The organism is endosymbiont of unidentified scaly snail isolate Monju (assembly GCF_000801295.1).
Lineage (GTDB): Bacteria > Pseudomonadota > Gammaproteobacteria > Chromatiales > Chromatiaceae > MONJU.
Genome location: NZ_AP012978.1, coordinates 691,410 through 711,616 on the forward strand (window position 1 = coordinate 691,410; position 20,207 = coordinate 711,616).

General features: G+C 66.2%; 15 protein-coding genes, 3 pseudogenes and 1 other annotated feature. Of the genes and pseudogenes, 13 read left to right on the forward strand and 5 right to left on the reverse strand.

Going from position 1 to position 20,207, the window contains the following annotated elements; translation table 11 throughout:
• Positions 1-7: 7 nt before the first annotated feature.
• The 4 genes from nirD to EBS_RS03290 all read left to right on the forward strand — a co-directional run bounded on the left by nirD (position 8) and on the right by EBS_RS03290 (position 6,336).
• Positions 8-316 (forward strand): nitrite reductase small subunit NirD, encoded by a 309-nt coding sequence (gene nirD, locus EBS_RS03275; RefSeq protein WP_043107301.1) that lies wholly within the window; start codon positions 8-10, stop codon positions 314-316.
• 211 nt (positions 317-527) lie between these two features.
• Positions 528-2,732, forward strand: coding sequence for a molybdopterin oxidoreductase family protein (locus EBS_RS03280; protein ID WP_043107302.1), 2,205 nt, complete (start codon positions 528-530; stop codon positions 2,730-2,732).
• 173 nt (positions 2,733-2,905) lie between these two features.
• Positions 2,906-4,816, forward strand: coding sequence for a DmsC/YnfH family molybdoenzyme membrane anchor subunit (locus EBS_RS03285; protein ID WP_043107303.1), 1,911 nt, complete (start codon positions 2,906-2,908; stop codon positions 4,814-4,816).
• A 221-nt stretch (positions 4,817-5,037) separates the two neighbouring features.
• Positions 5,038-6,336 (forward strand): AMP-binding protein, encoded by a 1,299-nt coding sequence (locus tag EBS_RS03290; protein ID WP_052199251.1) that lies wholly within the window; start codon positions 5,038-5,040, stop codon positions 6,334-6,336.
• Here the strand turns inward: EBS_RS03290 and EBS_RS03295 are convergent.
• Both EBS_RS03295 and menC read right to left on the reverse strand, forming a co-directional pair.
• The gene (locus EBS_RS03295; RefSeq protein WP_052199252.1) at positions 6,318-6,731 is read right to left on the reverse strand and encodes an acyl-CoA thioesterase; all 414 of its coding nucleotides are present in this window, start codon (positions 6,729-6,731) and stop codon (positions 6,318-6,320) included. The genes EBS_RS03290 and EBS_RS03295 overlap by 19 nt on opposite strands.
• Complete coding sequence (gene menC, locus EBS_RS03300) at positions 6,728-7,771, reverse strand: o-succinylbenzoate synthase (RefSeq protein WP_043107305.1); 1,044 nt, start codon at positions 7,769-7,771, stop codon at positions 6,728-6,730. Before menC ends, EBS_RS03295 begins: the two co-directional genes overlap by 4 nt.
• 196 nt (positions 7,772-7,967) lie before the next feature.
• Here menC and EBS_RS03305 point away from each other — a divergent pair.
• Positions 7,968-8,357, forward strand: a pseudogene (locus tag EBS_RS03305) (Sec-dependent nitrous-oxide reductase); the annotation flags it as partial.
• Between the two features lie 43 nt (positions 8,358-8,400).
• On the opposite strand, the pseudogene EBS_RS13435 reads toward EBS_RS03305, so the two are convergent.
• Positions 8,401-9,609, reverse strand: a pseudogene (locus EBS_RS13435) (IS3 family transposase).
• Positions 9,226-9,342 (reverse strand) — a sequence feature (AL1L pseudoknot). It overlaps the preceding pseudogene by 117 nt.
• 185 nt (positions 9,610-9,794) lie before the next feature.
• Here EBS_RS13435 and EBS_RS13850 point away from each other — a divergent pair.
• The 8 genes from EBS_RS13850 to EBS_RS03355 all read left to right on the forward strand — a co-directional run bounded on the left by EBS_RS13850 (position 9,795) and on the right by EBS_RS03355 (position 16,895).
• Complete coding sequence (locus EBS_RS13850) at positions 9,795-9,980, forward strand: hypothetical protein (protein ID WP_043107308.1); 186 nt, start codon at positions 9,795-9,797, stop codon at positions 9,978-9,980.
• Positions 9,981-10,100: 120 nt separating this feature from the next.
• Complete coding sequence (menB, locus tag EBS_RS03325; RefSeq protein WP_043107310.1) at positions 10,101-10,925, forward strand: 1,4-dihydroxy-2-naphthoyl-CoA synthase; 825 nt, start codon at positions 10,101-10,103, stop codon at positions 10,923-10,925.
• 1 nt (position 10,926) lies between these two features.
• Positions 10,927-11,808 (forward strand): 1,4-dihydroxy-2-naphthoate octaprenyltransferase, encoded by an 882-nt coding sequence (gene menA, locus EBS_RS03330; protein ID WP_043107311.1) that lies wholly within the window; start codon positions 10,927-10,929, stop codon positions 11,806-11,808.
• A 64-nt stretch (positions 11,809-11,872) separates the two neighbouring features.
• On the forward strand, positions 11,873-14,545 hold the full coding sequence (locus EBS_RS03335; protein WP_043107313.1) for a nitrate reductase: 2,673 nt from the start codon (positions 11,873-11,875) through the stop codon (positions 14,543-14,545).
• Positions 14,538-15,068, forward strand: coding sequence for a molybdopterin-guanine dinucleotide biosynthesis protein B (mobB, locus tag EBS_RS03340; RefSeq protein WP_231892837.1), 531 nt, complete (start codon positions 14,538-14,540; stop codon positions 15,066-15,068). Before EBS_RS03335 ends, mobB begins: the two co-directional genes overlap by 8 nt.
• Positions 15,069-15,136: 68 nt before the next feature.
• The gene (locus EBS_RS03345; RefSeq protein WP_052199253.1) at positions 15,137-15,817 is read left to right on the forward strand and encodes a cytochrome b/b6 domain-containing protein; all 681 of its coding nucleotides are present in this window, start codon (positions 15,137-15,139) and stop codon (positions 15,815-15,817) included.
• 65 nt (positions 15,818-15,882) lie between these two features.
• Complete coding sequence (locus EBS_RS03350) at positions 15,883-16,506, forward strand: 2OG-Fe(II) oxygenase (RefSeq protein WP_052199254.1); 624 nt, start codon at positions 15,883-15,885, stop codon at positions 16,504-16,506.
• Positions 16,506-16,895, forward strand: a complete 390-nt coding sequence (locus EBS_RS03355; RefSeq protein ID WP_043107315.1) for a hypothetical protein — start codon at positions 16,506-16,508, stop codon at positions 16,893-16,895. Before EBS_RS03350 ends, EBS_RS03355 begins: the two co-directional genes overlap by 1 nt.
• A 55-nt stretch (positions 16,896-16,950) precedes the next feature.
• On the opposite strand, the pseudogene EBS_RS03360 reads toward EBS_RS03355, so the two are convergent.
• Both EBS_RS03360 and EBS_RS03365 read right to left on the reverse strand, forming a co-directional pair.
• Positions 16,951-17,902 (reverse strand): annotated as a pseudogene (locus tag EBS_RS03360) (IS110 family RNA-guided transposase).
• A gap of 611 nt (positions 17,903-18,513) precedes the next feature.
• Positions 18,514-20,157: a SulP family inorganic anion transporter gene (locus EBS_RS03365; protein ID WP_043107317.1), complete on the reverse strand. Its 1,644-nt coding sequence runs from the start codon at positions 20,155-20,157 to the stop codon at positions 18,514-18,516.
• Positions 20,158-20,207: the final 50 nt, after the last annotated feature.

Sequence of the window (20,207 nt, forward strand, 5' to 3'; positions counted from 1 at the left end):
GATCGAAATGAGTAAGTGGATCGAAATCGCCGCCCTGGAAGACATCCCGCGCCTGGGCGCCCGGGTGGTCAGGACCGACACCATGGACGTGGCGGTGTTCCGCACCCGCGACGATCGGGTGTTCGCGCTGAAGGATGCCTGTCCGCACAAGCAGGGCCCGCTGTCGCAGGGCATTGTCAGCGGCACCACCGTCACCTGCCCGTTGCACAACTGGAAGATCGACCTGGAAAAGGGCTGCGCCCTGGGCCCGGACGAAGGCTGCACCAACGTGTTCCAGACCAAGGTCGAGAACGGCAAGGTCTACCTGGCCTTGTAAGTATGCGTTTCACCATCTCACCACAGAGCGCACAGAGGCCACAGAGAGTTCAAGAGCAGGCGTGACCGTAGGCCCCAGCCAGGCGACGAGGTGAAGGGCCAGCCGCAGGCGTATGTCGTTTCGGTCAGGCGACGGCTTTCGTGAATTCATGCCCTCTGTGAACTCTGTGTCCTCTGTGGTGAACAAGGGAACTTAGCGAGGAACTCGATAAATGCTCTTCGGACGCGGAAAGAAGAACCCCATCACCCTGCCTGGCAAGGAAGTGGTCGAGTGGAAATACGCCGCCTGTGGCTACTGTTCCACCGGCTGTTCCATCGAGGTGGGTTTCGACGCCGAGGGCCGTGCGGTGGCCTCGCGGGGCGTGGCCGAGGCCGATGTCAATCGCGGCAAGTTGTGCCTGAAGGGCATCTTCGAGCACGAGCTGTTCGAGTCGGCCGGGCGCGGCACCCGGCCGCTGATGCGCGACCATTTTCGTGACGACTGGAAACCCACCGATTGGGATACCGCGCTCGACCGGCTGCACGACGAGATCCGCCGCATCCAGGCCAAATACGGGCGCGATTCCTTCGCGGTGATCTCCACCGGGCAGATGCTCACCGAGGAGTTCTACACCCTGGGCAAGCTCACCCGCGGGCTGATCGGCACCAACAACTACGACGGCAACACCACCCTGTGCATGAGCTCGGCGGTCTCCGGCTACAAGCGCAGCTTCGGTTCCGACGGCCCGCCAGGCTGCTACGAGGATTTCGAGCACACCGATTGCCTGATTGCCTGGGGTTCCAACCTGCCGGAGCAGCATCCCATCATCTACTGGCGGCTCAAGGAGGCACAGGAGAAGCGCAACTTTCCGCTGATCGTGGTCGACCCGCGGGTGACCATGCTGGCGCAGAACGCCAACATTCATCTGCCCATCCGCCCCGGTACCGACGTGGTGCTGCAGAACGCGCTGATGCACGTCATCTTCGCGGAGAACCTGCAGGACGACGACTACATCGCCGCCAACACCAACGGCATCGACGAACTGCGCGCCGAGGTCGCGAAATGGGATCCGCGTACCGCGGCCAAGGTCTGCGGCATCGACGAGGACACCATCCGCGTGGTGGCGCGTACCTTCGCCAAGGCCGGCGCGGCCATGCAGATCTGGACCATGGGCATCAACCAGTCCACTCACGGTTCCGATGGCGTGGTGGGTATCAACAACCTGGCGCTGATCACCGGCAACGTCGGCAAGCCGGGCGGGGCGCCGCTGTCGATCACCGGCCAGTGCAATGCCATGGGCACCCGTGAGTGGTCCTCCTGCTCGGGCCTGCCCAACTACCGCTATCTCGAAGTGCCCGAACACCGCGAGGAGATCGCGAAGTTCTGGAACATCGACGTGGATTTCCTGCCCACCGCACGCGGCATGTACCAGACCGACATCTACCAGGCCATGGAGGCCGGGCAGATCAAGGGGCTTTGGCTGATCGCTACCAATCCGCTCAGCTCGCTGCCCAACACCGCGCGCATCCGCCGCGCCATGGAACAGCTCGAGTTCTGCTGCGTGCAGGACTGTTATGTGGACTCCGAGTCCAACCAGTATGCCCACGTCTATTTGCCGGCGGGCACCTGGGCCGAGAAGGACGGGGTGATGACCAACACCGAACGGCGCATCAACCGCGTCAAGCCCGTCGCCACCCCGCCGGGCGAGGCCAAACCCGACCTGTGGATCTTCAATCGCGTGGCCGAGCGCTTCAACACCGACGGGCGGGTGAAGTTTCCCGAGAAGGCCGCCGACATCTTCCTCGAGATGGCCGAGCTGTCGCACGGGCGACTGGCCGACATCTCGGGCATGGATCACGAGCTGATCGAGCAGCACCGTGGCATCCAGTGGCCCTACACGCGTGAGCAGCGCGAACGCGGCGAGCCGCCGAAGAAGGGCGGGGTGCGCCTCTACACCGAGCCGGCCACCTTCCAGTATCCCGACGGGCGGGCAAAGCTGATCCCGCTGCCCTTCGTGGACAACAATGAGCACCCGGACGAGGAGTACCCCTTCTGGCTCAACACCGGGCGGCTCATCGAGCACTGGCACGGGCGCACCAAGACCGGCAAGATCGGCAACAACAACAAGTTCAGCCCGATCCCCTTCATCGAGATCAACCCCGATGCCGCCGCCGAGCTGGGCATCCGTCGCGGTGAATACGTGCGCCTGGTCTCGCGCCGGGGCGACGCCATCGTCATGGCCCAGCCCACCCACCGGGTGCCGCACAACATGGTGTTCCTGCCGTTCCATTTCCACGACTGTGCCAACCGCCTCACGCTTGGCCTGCTCGACCCCTATTCGCGCCAGCCGGCCTACAAGCAGCAGGCGGTGCGCATCGAGCGCATCGAGGACCAGCTGCACGCGGCGCGCCTGAGCAAGGAAATGCGGAAGTTTTGAATGTTAACCACAGAGGACACGGAGAACACAGAGCGTTATGAGTTCAAGAGTCATGAGAAATGCCTGCAACAGCACTCCACGGCAGACGGGTTGGTTTTGTTGGAAAGGAAACCCAATCCTTTTTGATGAAATAGACCCTCTGTGAACTCTGTGTCCTCTGTGGTGAATAAATCATGTATCAGCGAAGAGAATACGAACCCGAATACGCCTTGCTGCGTGACGAGGACTACAAGCCGGTCAACCGCTATGGCAAGCTCATCGTGCTGGCGCCCGAGGACGATCCGCTGCGCGAGGAGCCGCTGGTCATCAACGGCGAGGAGAGCCCGCCGCAGAATCCCAACCGCTACAAGCAGCACGGCTTCTACTTCAATGCCGACAACTGCATCGCCTGCCACGCCTGCGAGGCGGCCTGTTCCGAGAAGAACGACGTGCCGCCGCACCTGGCGTTTCGCTCGGTGGGCTTCGTCGAGGGTGGCACCTATCCCGACTACCGGCGGATCAACATCTCCATGGCCTGCAACCACTGCGACAACCCGGTGTGCCTCAAGGGCTGTCCGACGCGGGCCTACACCAAGTACGCCGAGTACGGTGCCGTCATCCAGGACCCGGACATCTGCTTTGGCTGCGGCTACTGCACCTGGATCTGTCCCTACAATGCGCCGCAGCTCGATCCGGTGAAGGGCCAGGTCAGCAAGTGCAACATGTGCATCGACCGCCTCGAGGTGGGGCTCAAGCCGGCCTGCGTGTCGGCCTGCCTGGGCAAGGCGCTGGACTTCGGCGTGATCGAGAACATCCCCGAGGGCCGGGTGCAGGCGGAGACCGAGATTCCCGGCTTCCCGCGCACCGACATCACTCATCCCAATATCCGCTTTCAGCAGATGAAGTCCATCCAGCGCGAGATGGTGCGCGTCGACGATACGCCCATCAAGTATCACCGCGCCGAGGACGAGAAGCGCTACCTGCCCGAGGTCGATCCCAAGAAGGGTCATGAGCGTCAGTGGAACGGGAAGAAGCTGCTGGGCTCGCACGAGAACGCGCACATCGCCTTTACCCTCAGCGTGCAGACGGTGATGGGCGCCTTCGCCCTGCTGGTCATTGGTGGCTGGCTCGGCGTGGACGCCGTCGAAGGCTATCGCGCCTCCGGCGCCTTCCTGCCCACCCTGTGGGGGATGGTGGCACTGATGGCCTTCGGCCTGTTCAAGCTCAACATGCATCTGGGCAAGCCGCACCGCTTCTATCGCGGCTTCAACAACCTGCGCCTGTCGCCGGTGAGCCGCGAGATCGCCGGGGTCTCGGCCTTCTTCGCCGGCCTGGCAGGCTACAGCCTGTTCAGCCTGTTCAGCCTGTTCAGCCTGTTCGATGGCGGCATCGCCACCCTGCTGGCCAATCTCGCGGCCGTGCTGGCGCTGGCCGGGCTGGGCTTCGGCGGCTACTACATGTACAAGCTCTACCGCATTCCGGCACGTCCCTTCTGGGACCACTGGCACACCGGCGCGGCCTTCGCCGGCACCGGTCTGACCCTGGGCAGCCTGCTGATCGGTGTGCTGGCGCTCGCCTTCGGTGTGCTGGATGCCGGCCTGGGCCGGCTGCTGGCCGGCATCGCCGCGGCCGGTCTGGTTCTGGAAGGTATCGGCCTGCTGGCTCACGCACAGGTCATGCGCGGCGCCCACAGCGAGGGGGCGGCCTCCTGGTACGAGCAGATGACCACCTACGGCTGGCCCTACTGGTTGCGCAACGCCCTGTTGATCGCCGCGCTGGGGCTCTCGCTGTGGCAGGCAGTCATCGGCGTCAATGGCTGGTTGCTGGCGCTCACCGCCGTGCTCGCACTGGCCTCGGCCATCATCGGTCGCGCCCTGTTCTACGTGCTGGTGATCCCCACCACCATGCCCGGCGCCTTCTTCTGGCGCAACAAGGGCTTCGTCGAGCACGCCCGAGAGGTGGGCCTGGCCGACATGCCCCAGCTCGGCGTGGCCTACGAGCGGCATCATCCCTTCCGCTTCGACGAGCTGATGCAGACGATCCGCGAGACCTCGCTGCGCGAGATGGTCGGCCATATGCGCTGGGTGCTGACCGGGAAGGCCTGATCCGTTCGCGGCGGGGACGCCGCTCCCACAGGTGGTGCAGGAGGCCCGTCCTTGGGCCGAATGTTCGCGATGGGGACGCTGTAGGAGGCCCGTCCTCGGGCCGAACCTTCGCGGATTTTCAGCGTGTCGAGAAGCGCACCTGAAGGCGTCTTGAATACCACGATGCGCATGCGCCGACCGCCCCCACGGCGTATGCTCGCCTCTCCTGCGAGGAGGGCGAAGTGAGACCACAGATCGAATACCAGGGTGAACCTTTCGATCCCCTGGCGTGGCGGGGGCCGCAACCGGTGCGCCCCCGGGTGCTGGCCGATGCGGGGCAGGACACGCTGCGCAAGCTGTCGCTGCTGCTGCTGCTGCTGCTGCTGCATGCCATGGCAGAGGGCTGGACCTATATGCCGCTCGATCCCCGTCTGCCATCGTCGCGTCGGGAACGCCTGCTGCGGGCCGCGGCCGCCGGCAGCCTGCTGCTGGAGGACGGTACGCGGCCGGTGTCGGCATCGCCGGTGTCGTCCGTGGCCGGTTTCCGGCTGCTGATCGCCACCAGCGGGACCCGCGGCGAGCCAAGGTTGGTCGAGCTGGACCGTCCGCGCCTGGAGGCGGCGGCCGAGGCCTCGAACCACCTGCTGGGCCTGCAGCAAGGCGACGGCTGGTTGCTGTGCCTGCCCTTGCATCATGTGGCGGCGGTGGCCGTGGTGGTGCGCTGTGGACTGGCCGGTGCGCGGGTGGTGGTGCAGGCGTGCTTCGACCCGTCGGCACTGCTTGCGCGTCTGGCGCGGGGCGACATCACGCACCTGTCACTGGTGCCTACCCAGTTGTACCGGCTGCTGCGAGAAGACCCCGCCTTCGTGCCGCCACCGGCCTTGCGCGTGGTGTTGCTCGGGGGCGCGCCCGCCGAGGCATCGCTGGTCCACGAGGCCCTGGCGCGCGGCTGGCCGGTCTGCCCCAGCTACGGTCTCACCGAGGCGGCCTCGCAGGTGGCCACCTGTCATCCGCCCCCCGCCGAATGGTCTCCCGGGCTGGCCGGGCGGCCCTTGTCGCACGTGCAGGTCGCCATCGCCGAGGACGGGCGCATTCGCCTGCGCGGACCGAGCATCGCGCAACGGGTAATCGCAGCGGAGGGGGTGCGCCAGCTGCTCGACGACGAGGGTTGGTACACCACCGGCGATCTGGGACACATCGATTCCGCGGGGCGCCTGTGGGTGCTGGGGCGCGCCGACGAGGTCATCATCAGCGGTGGCGAGAAGGTGCACCCGGCTACCGTGGAGCGTGTGTTGCAGTCCTGTCCTGGCGTGGACGAGGTTGCGGTGGTCGGCGTGCCCGACAGCGAGTGGGGGGAACGCCTGGTGGCCTGCTACCGGAGTGAGATCTCGCCCGCAGGCCTGATGGACTGGGCGCGCGAGCATCTTGCCGGTGCGCACCGACCGTCGGCCTGCCTGGCTATCGAACGCTTGCCTCGCAATGCCCTGGGCAAGCTGTTGCGCCACCGCCTGCGCGAGGACGTTCAGTCGCTCTCGCAATAGCGCGACAGGGCCTGTCGCAGTGCCTCGGGCAAGGGTGTGGGGCGGCCATTGCCGGCGTCCACGAGCACGTGCGCCGTGCCGACGGTGGCGCAGAGTACCTCTTCATGCAGAAAGCGATACCCCAGGGTAAAGCTGTGCTCGCCGATGTGGCGCACGGCCACCGTCACGTCGATCTGCGCATCGAGTTGCAGGGGGGCGTGGTAGTCGGCCTCGGCGTGGACCACCGGCAGGCGATAGCGTTCCTCGGCGAGCAGCTCCGCCAGCCCCCAGCCGATCTCGCGCAGCAGGGCCTCGAGGGCGTGATGGGCGTGTGTGAACAGGTGACCGTAGAACAGGATGCCGCCGGGGTCGAGCTGGTCGAAAGGGACGCGAAACCGGTGGAGGTGATGACTCATGGTGTGACTCCCAGGCCGGGTCGTGGATCGAGCCAGAGCCGACCGTCCTGCAGGCGAGGGGGTGGCGCAAGGTCCGTGGCCAGCCAGTCGGCGGTGGCCAGACCGTGAGCCAGATCGGGATCGGTCGGGCCGAGTGCCGCGGCCAGTTGGGCAGCCGCATGCAGGCCGATGCTGGATTCCAGGGTGGAGCTTATCACCACCCGCAAGCCCCGGGTCTGTGCCTGGCGCGCCAGTGCCAGGGTCTTTACGGGACCGCCGTGCGCCATCGGCTTGAGTACCAGACGCCGTACCGGGGCGGCGCTCAACAGCCGGGGCCCTTCGGGCAGACGCAGGGATTCGTCGAGGGCCAGTTCGATGCGGGTCCCGGCCTGCAGTTCCGCGAGCCGTTCGGGGTGGGGGTCACGCAACGGCTCTTCCAGTGACTCGATCGGCAGGCCCTCGATCGCATGCAGGAACTGTCGCGCCTCGTCCGCGGACCAGGCGCGGTTGGCATCCAGTCGTAACAGCACATCACCCGGCAGGGACGAGCAGAGGCGTTCGAGCAAGCGGGCTTCCTGTTGCCAGGGGACCAGCCCAAGCTTGCACTTGATCTGCCGGTAGCCCGCGTCGAGGACCTGCTGCAACGCAGCCTCCGAGAGTGCGCCGGCCACGCCATTGACCGGAACCTGGTCGCTCGCCTCCACATGCAGTCGTTTGCGCATGGGCAGTCGCTGTTGCCGGCATTGCAGGTCGAGCAGTGCGGTGTGCAGCGCGCAGGCCACGGCGGGTTGCGCGGTGAGCAGGCGGTCCGCCCATCGCGTCAGTGTCGCGGCATCGCTTTCGCGTGGCAGTGCGTCCAATGCCTGTCCGGCGGCAGCGGGATCCTCGGTGCCGGCGGCCGGCAGGGGAGCGCAATCGCCCCATCCGCAATCCTCGCCCTGCTCCAGTTCCAGCAGCCAGCCACGTCGTTCGCCCGGCATCGCATGCGCGGCTGGCCAGGGATTGCGCAGGGCCAGGCGATAGGGGTGCAGGCGAAGCCAGAGGCGAGAAGAAGGCGACATTTTTCTTATGCGCGAGACATCTTTTCAGGTTTGACAAATGTCAAGTGACGGGCAGGGCAAATACCACACACTGTTTCGTGCTGCTGCAACGGTCGCACGGTCCGGGCAGATCGTGCGGATTGAACCACAGAACGGTGAGCACGTGCCGTTGTTCTGGCGGTTCGGCATCACTTTAGAATTTTGAGGAGAGCAACCCATGAAAGTACGCAAGCAGACGCTTGCCGCCCTCGTAGCCCTTGCGGTGGGGGTCTTCGCCGGAGGCCAGGCCTGGTCTCAGGAGACGTTGAAAGACGTCATGAAGCGGCGTGGCCTGACCGAGAAGGACATCCTGGCGGCGGCCAAGACCTACACCCCTTCGGGTGGACGCGACGAGTACCTGGCCTTCAGTTCGGGTGGCCAGAGCGGACAGGTGATCGTGTATGGCATTCCGTCCATGCGCATTCTCAAGTACATCGGCGTGTTCACTCCCGAGCCGTGGCAGGGCTACGGTTTCGATGACGAGTCCAAGGCCGTACTGGCGCAAGGCCGGATCAATGGCAAGGACATCGTCTACGGGGATACTCACCATCCCGCCATCTCCGAGAGCAAAGTGAACCGCCCCGGATATTCCGGAGACTGTTTTGTTTGAGTCAGGCCGCCTTGGCAGACTCTTTCTGTTGGCGATAATACGCCGCTTCCAACTCCGCCGGTGGCACGTTGCCAATAGGCTCCAGCAGCCGCCGGTGGTTGAACCAGTCCACCCACTCCAAAGTGGCATATTCGACCGCCTCCCTATGCTTCCAGGGGCCTCGCCGGTAGATAACCTCGGCCTTGTACAGACCGTTGATCGTCTCTGCCAGAGCGTTGTCATAGGAGTCCCCTCGGCTACCGACCGAGGCATCAATGCCGGCCCCGGCCAGGCGCTCCGTGTAGCGCACCGACAGGTACTGACAGCCTCGGTCACTGTGGTGCACCAGGCCCTCTGTGTCCTGGCGCGACCATAGCGCCTGCTCCAGCGCATCCAGCACCAGGTCGGTCTTCAGCGACCGGGAGACACGCCAGCCCACGATCCGTCGGGCATAGACGTCCACGACAAACGCCACATAGACAAACCCTGTCCAAGTCGCCACGTAGGTAATGTCCGCCACCCACAACTGATTCGGGCGGGTGGCAGTAAACTGCCGCTTCACCCGGTCCAGTGGTCGTTCCGCCGTCGTGTCGCCGATCGTTGTCCGGCAACGGCGGCCTCACACCACACCCCGCAACCCCATGACACGCATCAGGCGTTCCACCGTGCAGCGGGCTACCTCGATGCCTTCCCGGTTGAGCTGCCGCCATACCTTCCTGGCACCGTACACCTGGAAGTTCTCTTCCCAGATCCGTCGAATCTCGTCTGACAGGGCGCGATCCCGCTGCAATCGCCGCGGCAGTCGCTGTGGATCGGCCTCACGGGCCTTGTGCTCATAGTAGGTGGACGGGGCGATCGGCAGCACCGCGCAGATCGGCTCGACCCCGTAACGATCCCTGTGATCGTCGATGTACGCGATCATCTCTTCAGTTTGCGGTCGAGCTCCGCCTGGGCAAAAAAAGCCGACGCCGTCTTCAGAATCTCGTTGGCCCGCCTCAGCTCCCGGTTCTCCCGTTCCAAGGCCTTGAGCCGCTCGCGCTCCGACGTCGTCAGACCCTCACGCAGTCCTTGATCACGCTCGGCCTGTCTCACCCATTTGCGCAGTACAGCCGATCTTGGCCGCGATGGAGGTCATCGCCGCCCATTGGGAATCATGCTCGCCCTGATGATCAAACACCATGCGAACCGCCCGTTCCCGGACCTCAGGGGAATATCTCTTGCTCGTATCCATAGACTCTATCCTCTCAAGAAATGGAGTCTCCGGGAAACCCGGGGCGGTTCAAACCTTCGATCCGGAACGGTTCGGCCCGGCAAGTGGAGATGGTTCGGTTTGAGGCAGCCTGAGATCTTTGTGTTCTTTGATTTCTTTGTGGTTTGCCCCCTCCCAGCCTCCCCCGCAAGCGGGGGAGGAGGTGAATGGGAAGCGAGCGCCTCGGCAAGGCGCTTGCCCCTGAGGCGCAGCAGGGCTGCTTCCAGCAACGCCCAGTTTTCGGCTTCGGCATTACCGCCATGCCGCGTTACCCGTTGCTTGAGCGCATCGACGATACGTGGGCCCAGGTTTCCGACGACGAGACTGGCCATGTGATCATCCAGGACGGGTGATTGCCGATGGCGCCGTCAGGCGGTGATGCAGTCGATCGCATCGAAGGCAAATTGCGAGGAAACGCCGGCAAGAGGAACAGATATAATTTTCTGCCCCATCCCCGCCAGGAGTGCCCCTTCATGAGTTGGCAAGCCGTGCCCGACCGGGTCTACCAGGACATCCTCTACGACCATCACGAAGAAGGCATTGCCCGCATCACCATCAACCGGCCGGAGGTGCGCAATGCCTTCCGGCCACGCACGGTGAGCGAGCTCATGGATGCCTTCGCCCATGCGCATCACGATCCGGACATCGGCGTCATCGTGCTCACCGGCGCCGGCGACAAGGCCTTCTGCTCGGGCGGCGATCAGAAGGTGCGTGGCGACGACGGTGGATACAAGGACGAGCAGGGGGTGCACCACCTCAATGTGCTCGACCTGCAGATGCAGATCCGCCGCCTGCCCAAGCCGGTGGTGGCGATGGTTGCCGGCTATGCCATCGGTGGTGGGCATGTACTGCACCTGGTGTGCGATCTCACCATCGCCGCCGACAACGCCCGCTTCGGGCAGACCGGCCCGCGGGTGGGGTCCTTCGACGCCGGCCTGGGTGCGGGCATCCTCGCGCGTACCGTGGGCCTGAAGAAGGCCAAGGAGATCTGGTTCCTCTGCCGCCAGTACGACGCACAGGAGGCCCTGGCCATGGGGCTGGTGAACGCCGTGGTGCCCCTGGAGCGGCTCGAGGAGGAGACCCTGGACTGGTGCCGGCAGATGCTCAGGCACTCGCCCACCGCCCTGCGCCTGTTGAAGGCCGGGTTCAATGCGGATACCGATGGCCTGGCGGGCGTCCAGGAACTGGCGGGCAATGCCACCGCGCTGTTCTACATGACGGCCGAGGGCCAGGAAGGGCGTGACGCCTTCCTCGAGAAGCGCCCGCCCGATTTCCGCAAGTTTCCGCGTCGCCCCTGAGATGTCGCCGCTCGCTGCCTGGCTGGCGGCCATTCGGCCCCGCACGCTCGGGCTCTCCGTCAGCCCGGTCCTGCTGGGAACGGCCCTGGCATTCGCCGAGACCGGGCGGGTGCATGCCGGGGTCTTTCTCGCCACCCTGCTGGCGGCCCTGCTGATCCAGATCGGCACCAATCTGCACAACGACGTGGCCGATTTCCTGCGCGGCACCGATACCCCGGAGCGCCTGGGGCCGGCGCGCGCGACCGCGCAGGGCTGGCTGAGTCCACAGGCGGTATCGCGCGCTGCGGTCCTGGCCTTCGCGCTGGCGCTGGTCGCTGGCCTGTTCCTGGCCTGGGTCGGCGGCTGGCCGATCGTGGTGCTGGGCCTCGTCTCCCTGGCCGCCGGGGCGGCCTATTCCGGCGGGCCGTGGCCCTTGTCTTCCCTGCCAGTGGGCGAGCTGTTCGTGTTCCTTTTCTTCGGGGTGCTGGCGGTGGCCGGCAGTCATTATCTGCAGACCGGGTACTGGAGCGCCGCGGCCCTGCTGGGTGGTGCTATCCTGGGACTGCCGGCCGCCGCGGTACTGCTGCTCAACAATTTTCGCGACCGCCATGGCGATGCGCGCGCTGGTCGTCGCACCCTGGCGATCCTGTTGCCGGCGCCCGGCAGCCATCGGGCGTATGCCGTGATGATGCTGGCGCCCTTCGCCCTGTTGCCCGGCCTGCTCGCCTGGCCGGCCTGGCTGCTGCCCATGCTGCTGTTGCCCTGGGCCTGGCGCCTGACACGCGACTTTTGGCATGCCCCCGATGGACGGGCATTGAACCCGGTGCTCGCACGCACGGCGCGTTTCCAGTTCTGGCTGGGGGTGAGTGTTGCGGTGAGTCTGTGGCCGGGCATTCCCGCATGATCGAGGCTTGTTTCGGGATTGCGCCTTCCCGTAGAGTTGACGCCTTGCACACACGAATATCGGCATGAACAAGACCGTAGAGACCACCTGCCCCTATTGCGGCGTCGGCTGTGGCGTGGAAGTCACGGTGCTCGGCGACACCGGGGTCCGCGTGCGTGGTCTGGCCGACCACCCGGCCAACCATGGCAAGCTCTGTTCCAAGGGAGCGGCGCTGGCCGAGACCGTCTCGCACGAGGGCAGGCTGCGTCATCCGCGGGTGGACGGGCGCGAGACCGGCTGGGACGAGGCGCTCGACACCCTGGCCGCACGCTTTCGCGCCATCATCGAGGAACACGGTCCGGATGCCGTGGCCTTCTATGTCTCGGGGCAGCTGCTCACCGAGGACTACTACGTTGCCAACAAGCTGATGAAGGGCTTCATCGGCTCGGCCAACATCGACACCAATTCGCGCCTGTGCATGTCCTCGGCGGTGGCCGGGCACAAGCGCGCCTTCGGTGCCGACACGGTGCCGGGCTGCTACGAAGACCTCGAGCTGGCCGACCTGGTGGTGTTCGCCGGTTCCAACGCGGCCTGGTGCCACCCGGTGCTGTATCAGCGCATCGTGCGCGCCCGGCGTGAGCGCGCCGATGGCGAGCATCCGCTGCGCGTGGTGGTGATCGACCCGCGGCGCACCGCCACCTGCGACATCGCCGATCTGCACCTGCCGCTGCGCCCGGGCACCGACGCGGTGCTGTTCAACGGGCTGTTCGCCTGGCTGCACGACCAGGGGTACGGCGATCCGCTGTTCGTGGGCGAACAGTGCGAGGGCTTCGAGGAGGCGCTGCGCATCGCCCGCTGGTATGCCCCCTCGCCGGTGGCGGTGGCCGAGCACTGCGGGCTGGCGGTCGAGCAGGTCGAGACCTTCTACCGCTGGTTCGCGCGCACGCCGCGCACCGTCACCCTGTTCTCGCAAGGCATCAACCAGTCGAGCAGCGGCACCGACAAGGTCAATGCCATCCTCAACTGCCACCTGTTCACCGGGCGCATCGGCCTGCCGGGCGCCGGGCCCTTCTCGCTCACCGGCCAGCCGAACGCGATGGGCGGACGCGAGGTGGGCGGGCTGGCCAACCAGCTCGCCGCGCACATGGACTTCGAGCGCGAGGAACACATCGATCTGGTCGAGCGCTTCTGGCAGGCGCCCGGCATGGCCCGCCGTCCCGGCCTGAAGGCGGTGGACATGTTCCGTGCGCTCGACGAGGGGCGCATTCGTGCGATCTGGATCATGGGCACCAATCCGGCGGTGACCTTGCCCGACAGCAACCGGGTGCGCCGCGCGCTGTCGCGCTGCCCGCTGGTGGTGGTCTCCGACTGCGTGGAGACCGACACCACCGACTTCGCGCACATCCTGCTGCCCGCGGCGACCTGGGGCGAGAAGGAAGGGACGGTGACCAATTCCGAGCGCCGCATCTCGCGCCAGCGCGCCTTTCTCGAACCGCCCGGCGAGGCGCGGCCCGACTGCTGGATCCTGTCACGCTTCGCGCAGCGCCTGGGCTTTGCCGGCTTCGACTACGCCGGGCCGCACGAGATCTTTCGCGAGCACGCACGCCTGTCGGCCTTCGAGAACGGCGGCGAGCGTGACTTCGACCTGTCCGGCCTGCAGGACATCGACCGCGCCGCCTACGACGCCCTCGCGCCCGTGCAGTGGCCGGTCCTCGCGCCGGGGCAGGGGACGGCACGCCTGCTCGGCCGGAGCGGTTTCTACACGCCCAACCGGCGGGCACGCTTCGTCGCGATCACCCCGCGTCCGCCCGCGCACCTGACCGATCCCGACTACCCGTTGGTGCTCAACACCGGGCGGGTGCGCGACCAGTGGCACACCATGACCCGCACCGGGCGTTCGCCGCGCCTGACCGGGCATGTCAGCGAGCCCTATGCCGAGCTGCATCCGCTGGATGCCCGTGAGCGCGGTATCGAGGACGGTTGCCTGGTGCAGCTGAGCAGCCGCTGGGGCGAGGTCATCGTGCGTGCCCGGGTGGCCGACAGCCAGCAGCGCGGCTGCGTCTTCGTGCCCATGCACTGGAACGACCGCTTCGCCAGCGCGGCGCGCGCCGATGCGCTGGTCAATCCGGCGCTCGATCCGGTCTCGGGCCAGCCCGAGTTCAAGCACACCCCGGTGCGCGTGGTGTGCTATGCCCCGGTGTGGTACGGCTTCGTGCTGACCCGGCGCGAGATCGTGCCCGAACAGGCCACCTACTGGAGCCGGGCGCGCCGCGAGGGGCTGTGGCACTACGAACTGGCCGGCGAGGAGGCCCCGCAGGACTGGGCCGCGTGTGCGCGGCGCATGCTGATCGATGACACGGGCGGGCAGGGCGCCTGGGCCGAGCTGTTCGACACCGCCGCCTCCACCTACCGTGCCGCGCTGTTCGACGGCGAGCGGCTCGAGGCCTGCATCTTCATCGGCCCCGATTTCCAGCTGCCCGAGCGCGACTGGCTGGTGCGCCTGTTCGCCGAGGAACGCCTCGACCCGCGCCAGCGCCAGCGGGTGCTCGCGGGCACCCCGGGGGCGAACCAGAAGGACGCCGGGCGTATCGTCTGTTCCTGTTTTTCGGTCGGCCGCAACACCCTGATCGAGGCCATCCGCGAGGGCGCCGCCTCCCCCGAGGCGCTGGGCGAGCGGCTGCAGGCCGGTACCAACTGCGGTTCCTGCGTGCCCGAGCTGCGCGCCCTGATCGCCGAGACGGTGCAGGGCAGTGGCTGATCCTCGGCTGCAGTTCGGCGATTTCCCGGTGCCGGTACTGGGCCTGGCGGCGCGCTCGGGCACCGGCAAGACCACCCTGCTCGAACGCCTGATCCCGGCCCTGCGCGCCGCCGGGGTGCGCGTGGCAGTGATCAAGCATTCGCATCACGACATCGAGCTCGACCGCCCCGGCAAGGACAGCCACCGCCTGCGCGAGGCCGGGGCCGACCAGATCATGCTCGCCTCGCCGTACCGCAGCTTCTGGGTCGGCGAGGGCGATGGAGAAACACTGCCGCCGCTGCACGAGCTGCTCGACCGCCTCGATGTCGGGCGCATCGAACTGGTATTGCTCGAAGGCTACCGCCACCTGGCGCATGCGCGCATCGAGGTGTATCGCGCCGCCTGCGGCAACCCGCCACTGGCCCCGGACGATCCCCATGTCATCGCCGTGGCCGCCGACACCGCACTCGACCTGCCGCTGCCCGTGCTGCCGTTGAACGACACCGAGGCGGTACGCGATTTCGTGCTGGGGCTGCTGGCCTGAAAGGCGAGTGGGCCGTTCCCTGATCTGCGGCAGGGCGCGCAGCCGGCCGTCCGCGTATCATTCGCCCCATGAAACAGACGACCCAGGACACGACGAACATCCGGCGGGTAGCGGTCTGGAGTGGCTGGCTGCGGCTGAGCCACCTGGTGGTGGGGAGCGCGGTGCTGGTGCTGATGGTCACCGGTTGGCTGATGCGCCACGCGCCCTCGGTCGAAGCCGTCGCGGTGGACTGGCATTACCTGGCCGCGGCGCTGCTGGTGCCCGGCATGGTATTGCGGATCTGGTTGCTGTTCGCCGGCCGGCCGGAAGAGCGCGGGTCGCAATGGATGCCGGGTGACGACGAGTGGCACGCGGTGGCGCAGACCCTGCGTTTCTACCTGAGCCTGGGACGTGCGCCACTGCCCCGCTGGTATGCGCACAATCCCCTGTGGAAGCCGTTGTACCTGCTGCTGTACCTGCTGCTCGGGGTGCTGCTGCTCACCGGTACCCTGTACGAGCAGCAGCCCCTGCTGGCGGGCATCTACCTGCCCGATGTGCATAGCGTGTTCGCCACTGCCGTGACCCTGCTGCTGGTCGCGCACGTGATCACCGCCCTGTGGCACGACTGGAAGGGCCAGGCAGACGATGTCTCGGCCATCATCAACGGTCATCGTCTGTTCGTCACCGAGCGGCCGGGACCGGACGGGGTCGGGCGGCACGAGACGGTGGTCCCGCTGGACCAGATCGGGCGTCCGCCACGCGACGACTGATCGCCTCGTGGTGCCGGGACTATAGGTGCCTACTATAATGGCCGGCGCAACCACCGGAGTCCGCCATGAGCAGCAACCCCTTTCCGATCGAGCGTACCTTCACCCCGCCGGCGACCTTTCGCGAGGTCAAGCCGCATACCTTCATCTACGAGCGGCCGAACACCCTGCCGGCGGACTGGTGCGAGGAGATGATCCGTCGCTTCGAGGCGCATCCCGAGCACCAGACCCCGGGCCGCATCGGCCAGACCCAGGGCCTGGATACCGGGGTCAAGCGCACCATGGACCTGGTGGTGAGCAACAAGCCCGAGTGGCGCGACGTGGACCAGCTGTTCTTCCGCTGCATGGCGGCGGCGATGAAGGAGTTTCGCGAGGCCTTTCCGTTCTTCAAGGGGCCCTTCAAGGACATGGGCTACCAGATCCAGCGTTACCTGCCGGGCGAGTACTACCACTGGCACATCGACGGCGGCAGTCACCAGTTCGCCGATCGCCAGCTGGTGGCCCTGTGGTACCTGAACGACGTGCCCGAGGGCGCGGGCGGGCGCACCCAATTCCTGTACCAGGATGTCAGCGTACGTCCCGAGCAGGGCAAGATGGCGCTGTTCCCGCCCTTCTGGACCCACGAGCACCGCTCCGAGGTACTGCGCGAGGGCGTCAAGTACATCGCCACCACCTGGGTGGTGTTCCGCTGATGAAGCGCCTGCTGGCCATCGTCGAACTGGGCGGCTATCCCAACCTGGTCCCGCTGTACCAGTCGCTGGGCTTCGCGGTGGACGTGGCCAACTCGCAGCGCAAGGCACGCGGCTACCTCAAGAAGACCGTGCCCGACCTGATCGCCGCCGAGTACAATGCCCAGTCCGACTTTCGCGACCGCAGCTCCAACCTCGAGACCCTGATGGCCATCCTGCAGAAGCTGCCGTCGGTGAAGCTGCTGGTATTCCACCTGCCCGAACACGCCGAACGCTTCGCCCGCTTCCGCGCCCTGCACCCGGTGGACGCGGCCATCGAGTTCCCGGTTACCGAAGAGAAAGTGCGCGCGGCGATCGGGCAGCTGATGGAAACGAACGCTGCCGGGGATTGAAGGGCGGTCTGTCCCCGCCGCGAACCCTTCGGCCCGGGGACGAGGGTAGGAGATCCTATGTCTGCATGCAACGATTTCTTGGCCGATATTCGGTTTCATTTCGCAAGATGGCAAAAGCGACCCTGGCGAGCTTTCTGCCGAGGATGACCAAGGCCTGGACCGGCGCCAGGCCGCGGTCGAGATACCGCTGGTAGAAATCTCGCCAGGCCGGCGTTCGACACGCGCGCATGGCAGCAAGGTAGAGCAGGCGTCGCAACTCGGCGTTGCCTTTCTTGGTGAGCTTTCGTCGCCCACGCATCTGACCGGAATCATGCACGCGCACATCCATACCCAGGAAGGCGATAAAGGCGTCGGAGGAGCGGAATGAGCCGCGCTGAAAGGCGGTGACCAGGGCGGCGGCGGTGAGGGGGCCAAATGCCCTCGATGGCCTGCACACGCAAGGCCCTGTCTTTCCAGGCAGCTTTCTCGAGCCATTTCTGGATCTGCTGATCGATCTTTCTTTCAAGTGTCTTGAAGTGATCGAAGAGCACCTGAGTCTGTGGCTTGAGGCCTGGCAGATCAGCCAGGCTTTGTCGCAGTTTGGTCTTGGCCTGGACGATGACGGCACGCCGGTTGAGCAATCCCAGCAAGGTGGTATAGGCCTTGGGAGGCGGGCTCCAAGGGCGCAGGCTGTCGCGCTCATTGACCAGGTAACGGCGCAGCAGGCGAGCATCGGAGGTGTCGTTCTTGGCCCGGATGCCCACGCTGTCCCGATAACGACTCAAGCGGAAGCCATCAATGAGATAGATCGTATGGCGGGCCTTGAAGGCGAGTTCGCACACCAGGAGGTGAAAGGTGCTGGTGGCCTCGAGGGCGATTTCGACCGGACCCGGTGGCAGCGAATCGAGCCAGGCGGCAATGGACTGACGGTCATTGGAAATCGACTGGACGGGGCCGTTGCTGTCATCACAGATATCCAGGCCCTGTTTGCTGACATCGATACCGATCAGCAGGGGTTGCACAGGCATTGCCATGATGTTTCCTCCCGACTAGTGTAGAGAGCAGGATTTGTCGGGGTTCACCCAAGGCGCTGGCTTGCGAAAATTGTCGGTCCGTATTGGCCGATAGATCCCTTATTGGCGCTGGGGTGAGGGCGGGACGATTTCTCCTACTGTCTGTACTCAAGGTCAAAGGTCAGATGCGGCGTTCGTCCCTCCGCCCCGACAGGTCCTTTCTGACCCATCGAGAGGAAACATACAAGCGGCGTCCCCGCCGCGAACATTTGGTCCGGAACGGTTCGGCCCGGGGACGGGCCTCCTACAGGTGGCAACGGCATCCCCGCCGCGAACATTCGATCCGGAACGGTTCGGCCCGAGGACGGGCCTCCTACAGGTGGTAACGGCATCCCCGCCGCGAACATTCGATCCGGAACGGTTCGGCCCGGGGACGGGCCTCCTACAGGTGGCAACGGCATCCCCGCCGCAAATCCTTCGGCCCGGGGACGAGGGTAGGAGCGGCGTCCCCGCCGCGAACATTCGATCCGGAACGGTTCGGCCCGAGGACGGGCCTCCTACAGGTGGCAACGGCGTCCCCGCCGCGAACATTCGGCCCGAGGACGGGCCTCCTACACGCTGGGCCCTCAGGCCAGTCGGTCGTCGGCCACGTAGTAGCGCGGGTCTTCCAGCAGGTTGACTTCCACCAGGTCGCCGGCCTTTTCCAGCAGGTCGCGGCACTCGGGGCTGAGGTGGCGCAGGTGCAGGGTCTTGCCGTGGCGCTGGTAGCGCTCGGCCAGGCTGTCGATGGCCTCGATGCCGGAGTGGTCGGCCACCCGCGAGTCGTAGAAGTCGACGATCACCTCGACCGGATCGTTCTTCGGGTCGAACAGGTCGTGGAAGTTCTGCACCGAGCCGAAGAACAGCGGGCCGTGCAGTTCGTAGATCTTGGCGCCGTTCTCGTCGATGTGGGTCTCGGCGCGCATCTGCTTGGCGTGCTCCCAGGCGAACACCAGCGCCGAGACGATCACCCCCACGATCACCGCCACCGCCAGGTCGGAGACCACCGTGATCACCGCCACCGCCAGGTCGGAGACCACCGTGATCACCGCCACCAGTATGGTGACGAAGATGTCCGCCTTCGGCACCCTGCCGATCATGCGGAAGGTGGCCCATTCGAAGGTACCCAGCACCACCACGAACATCACGCCCACCAGCGCGGCCACCGGGATCCGTTCGATCAGCCCCGAGGCGAACAGGATGAATATCAGCAGGAACAGCGCCGCGCTGATGCCCGAGAGCCGGCCGCGTCCGCCCGAATTGATGTTGATCAGCGACTGGCCGATCATGGCGCAGCCGCCCATGCCGCCCATGCCGCCCATGCCGCCCATGCCGCCCATGCCGCCCATGCCGCCCATGCCGCCGAGCAGGCCGTTGACCGTGTTGGCCACGCCCTGGCCGATGCATTCCCGGTTGCCGCGGCCGCGGGTCTCGGTCAGCTCGTCGATCAGGGTGAGGGTGAGCAGCGACTCGATCAGGCCCACGCCGGCGAGGATCAGGCTGTAGGGCAGGATGATCTGCAGCGTCTCCCAGGTGAGCGGCACGCTCGGGATGTGGAACTCGGGCAGGCCGCCGGCGATGCTGGCGTTGGGGTCGCCGCTCATCTCGCGCAGCACGTCCACCACCGAGCGGGTGTCCAGGTCGAGCCCGATGACCAGCAGGGTGACGGTCACGATGGCCGCCAGCGAGGCCGGCACCGCGCTGGTCAGGCGTGGCAGGAACTGGATGATCGCCATGGTCAGCGCGACCAGTCCCAGCATCAGCCACAGCGGCTCGCCCGACAGCCAGGCCGTCTCGCCGTCGGGGCCGGTGGTCTGGAACTGCTGCAACTGGGCGAGGAAGATCACGATCGCCAGCCCGTTCACGAAGCCCAGCATCACCGGGTAGGGCACCAGGCGGATGAACTTGCCCAGTCGCAGCACGCCGGCCGCCACCTGCAGGGCGCCGGTGAGCAACAGCGCGGCAAACAGGTATTCCACACCGTAGCTGGCCACCAGCGAGACCATCACCACCGCCATGGCGCCGGTGGCACCCGAGATCATCCCCGGGCGGCCGCCCAGCAGAGCGGTGATCAGTCCCATCAGGAAGGCACCGTAGAGCCCCACCAGCGGCTCGACGCCGGCAACGAAGGCGAAGGCCACGGCCTCGGGGACCAGAGCGAGGGCAACGGTGAGACCGGACAACACGTCGTTCTTGACGCACTGCCGGCCGGGACAGGTGAGCTGGAACATGTGGTGACTGCGGCCGGAAAACGAAGGGCGCGCAGTATACGGGAAACATC

Coding starts and splice junctions, on each gene's coding strand:
- nirD (WP_043107301.1), top strand. CDS start 8: ATGAGTAAGTGGATCGAAATCGCCGCCCTGGAAGACATCCCGCGCCTG.
- EBS_RS03280 (WP_043107302.1), top strand. CDS start 528: ATGCTCTTCGGACGCGGAAAGAAGAACCCCATCACCCTGCCTGGCAAG.
- EBS_RS03285 (WP_043107303.1), top strand. CDS start 2,906: ATGTATCAGCGAAGAGAATACGAACCCGAATACGCCTTGCTGCGTGAC.
- EBS_RS03295 (WP_052199252.1), bottom strand. CDS start 6,731: ATGAGTCATCACCTCCACCGGTTTCGCGTCCCTTTCGACCAGCTCGAC.
- menC (WP_043107305.1), bottom strand. CDS start 7,771: ATGTCGCCTTCTTCTCGCCTCTGGCTTCGCCTGCACCCCTATCGCCTG.
- EBS_RS13850 (WP_043107308.1), top strand. CDS start 9,795: ATGGGAAGCGAGCGCCTCGGCAAGGCGCTTGCCCCTGAGGCGCAGCAG.
- menB (WP_043107310.1), top strand. CDS start 10,101: ATGAGTTGGCAAGCCGTGCCCGACCGGGTCTACCAGGACATCCTCTAC.
- menA (WP_043107311.1), top strand. CDS start 10,927: ATGTCGCCGCTCGCTGCCTGGCTGGCGGCCATTCGGCCCCGCACGCTC.
- EBS_RS03335 (WP_043107313.1), top strand. CDS start 11,873: ATGAACAAGACCGTAGAGACCACCTGCCCCTATTGCGGCGTCGGCTGT.
- EBS_RS03345 (WP_052199253.1), top strand. CDS start 15,137: ATGAAACAGACGACCCAGGACACGACGAACATCCGGCGGGTAGCGGTC.
- EBS_RS03350 (WP_052199254.1), top strand. CDS start 15,883: ATGAGCAGCAACCCCTTTCCGATCGAGCGTACCTTCACCCCGCCGGCG.
- EBS_RS03355 (WP_043107315.1), top strand. CDS start 16,506: ATGAAGCGCCTGCTGGCCATCGTCGAACTGGGCGGCTATCCCAACCTG.
- EBS_RS03365 (WP_043107317.1), bottom strand. CDS start 20,157: ATGTTCCAGCTCACCTGTCCCGGCCGGCAGTGCGTCAAGAACGACGTG.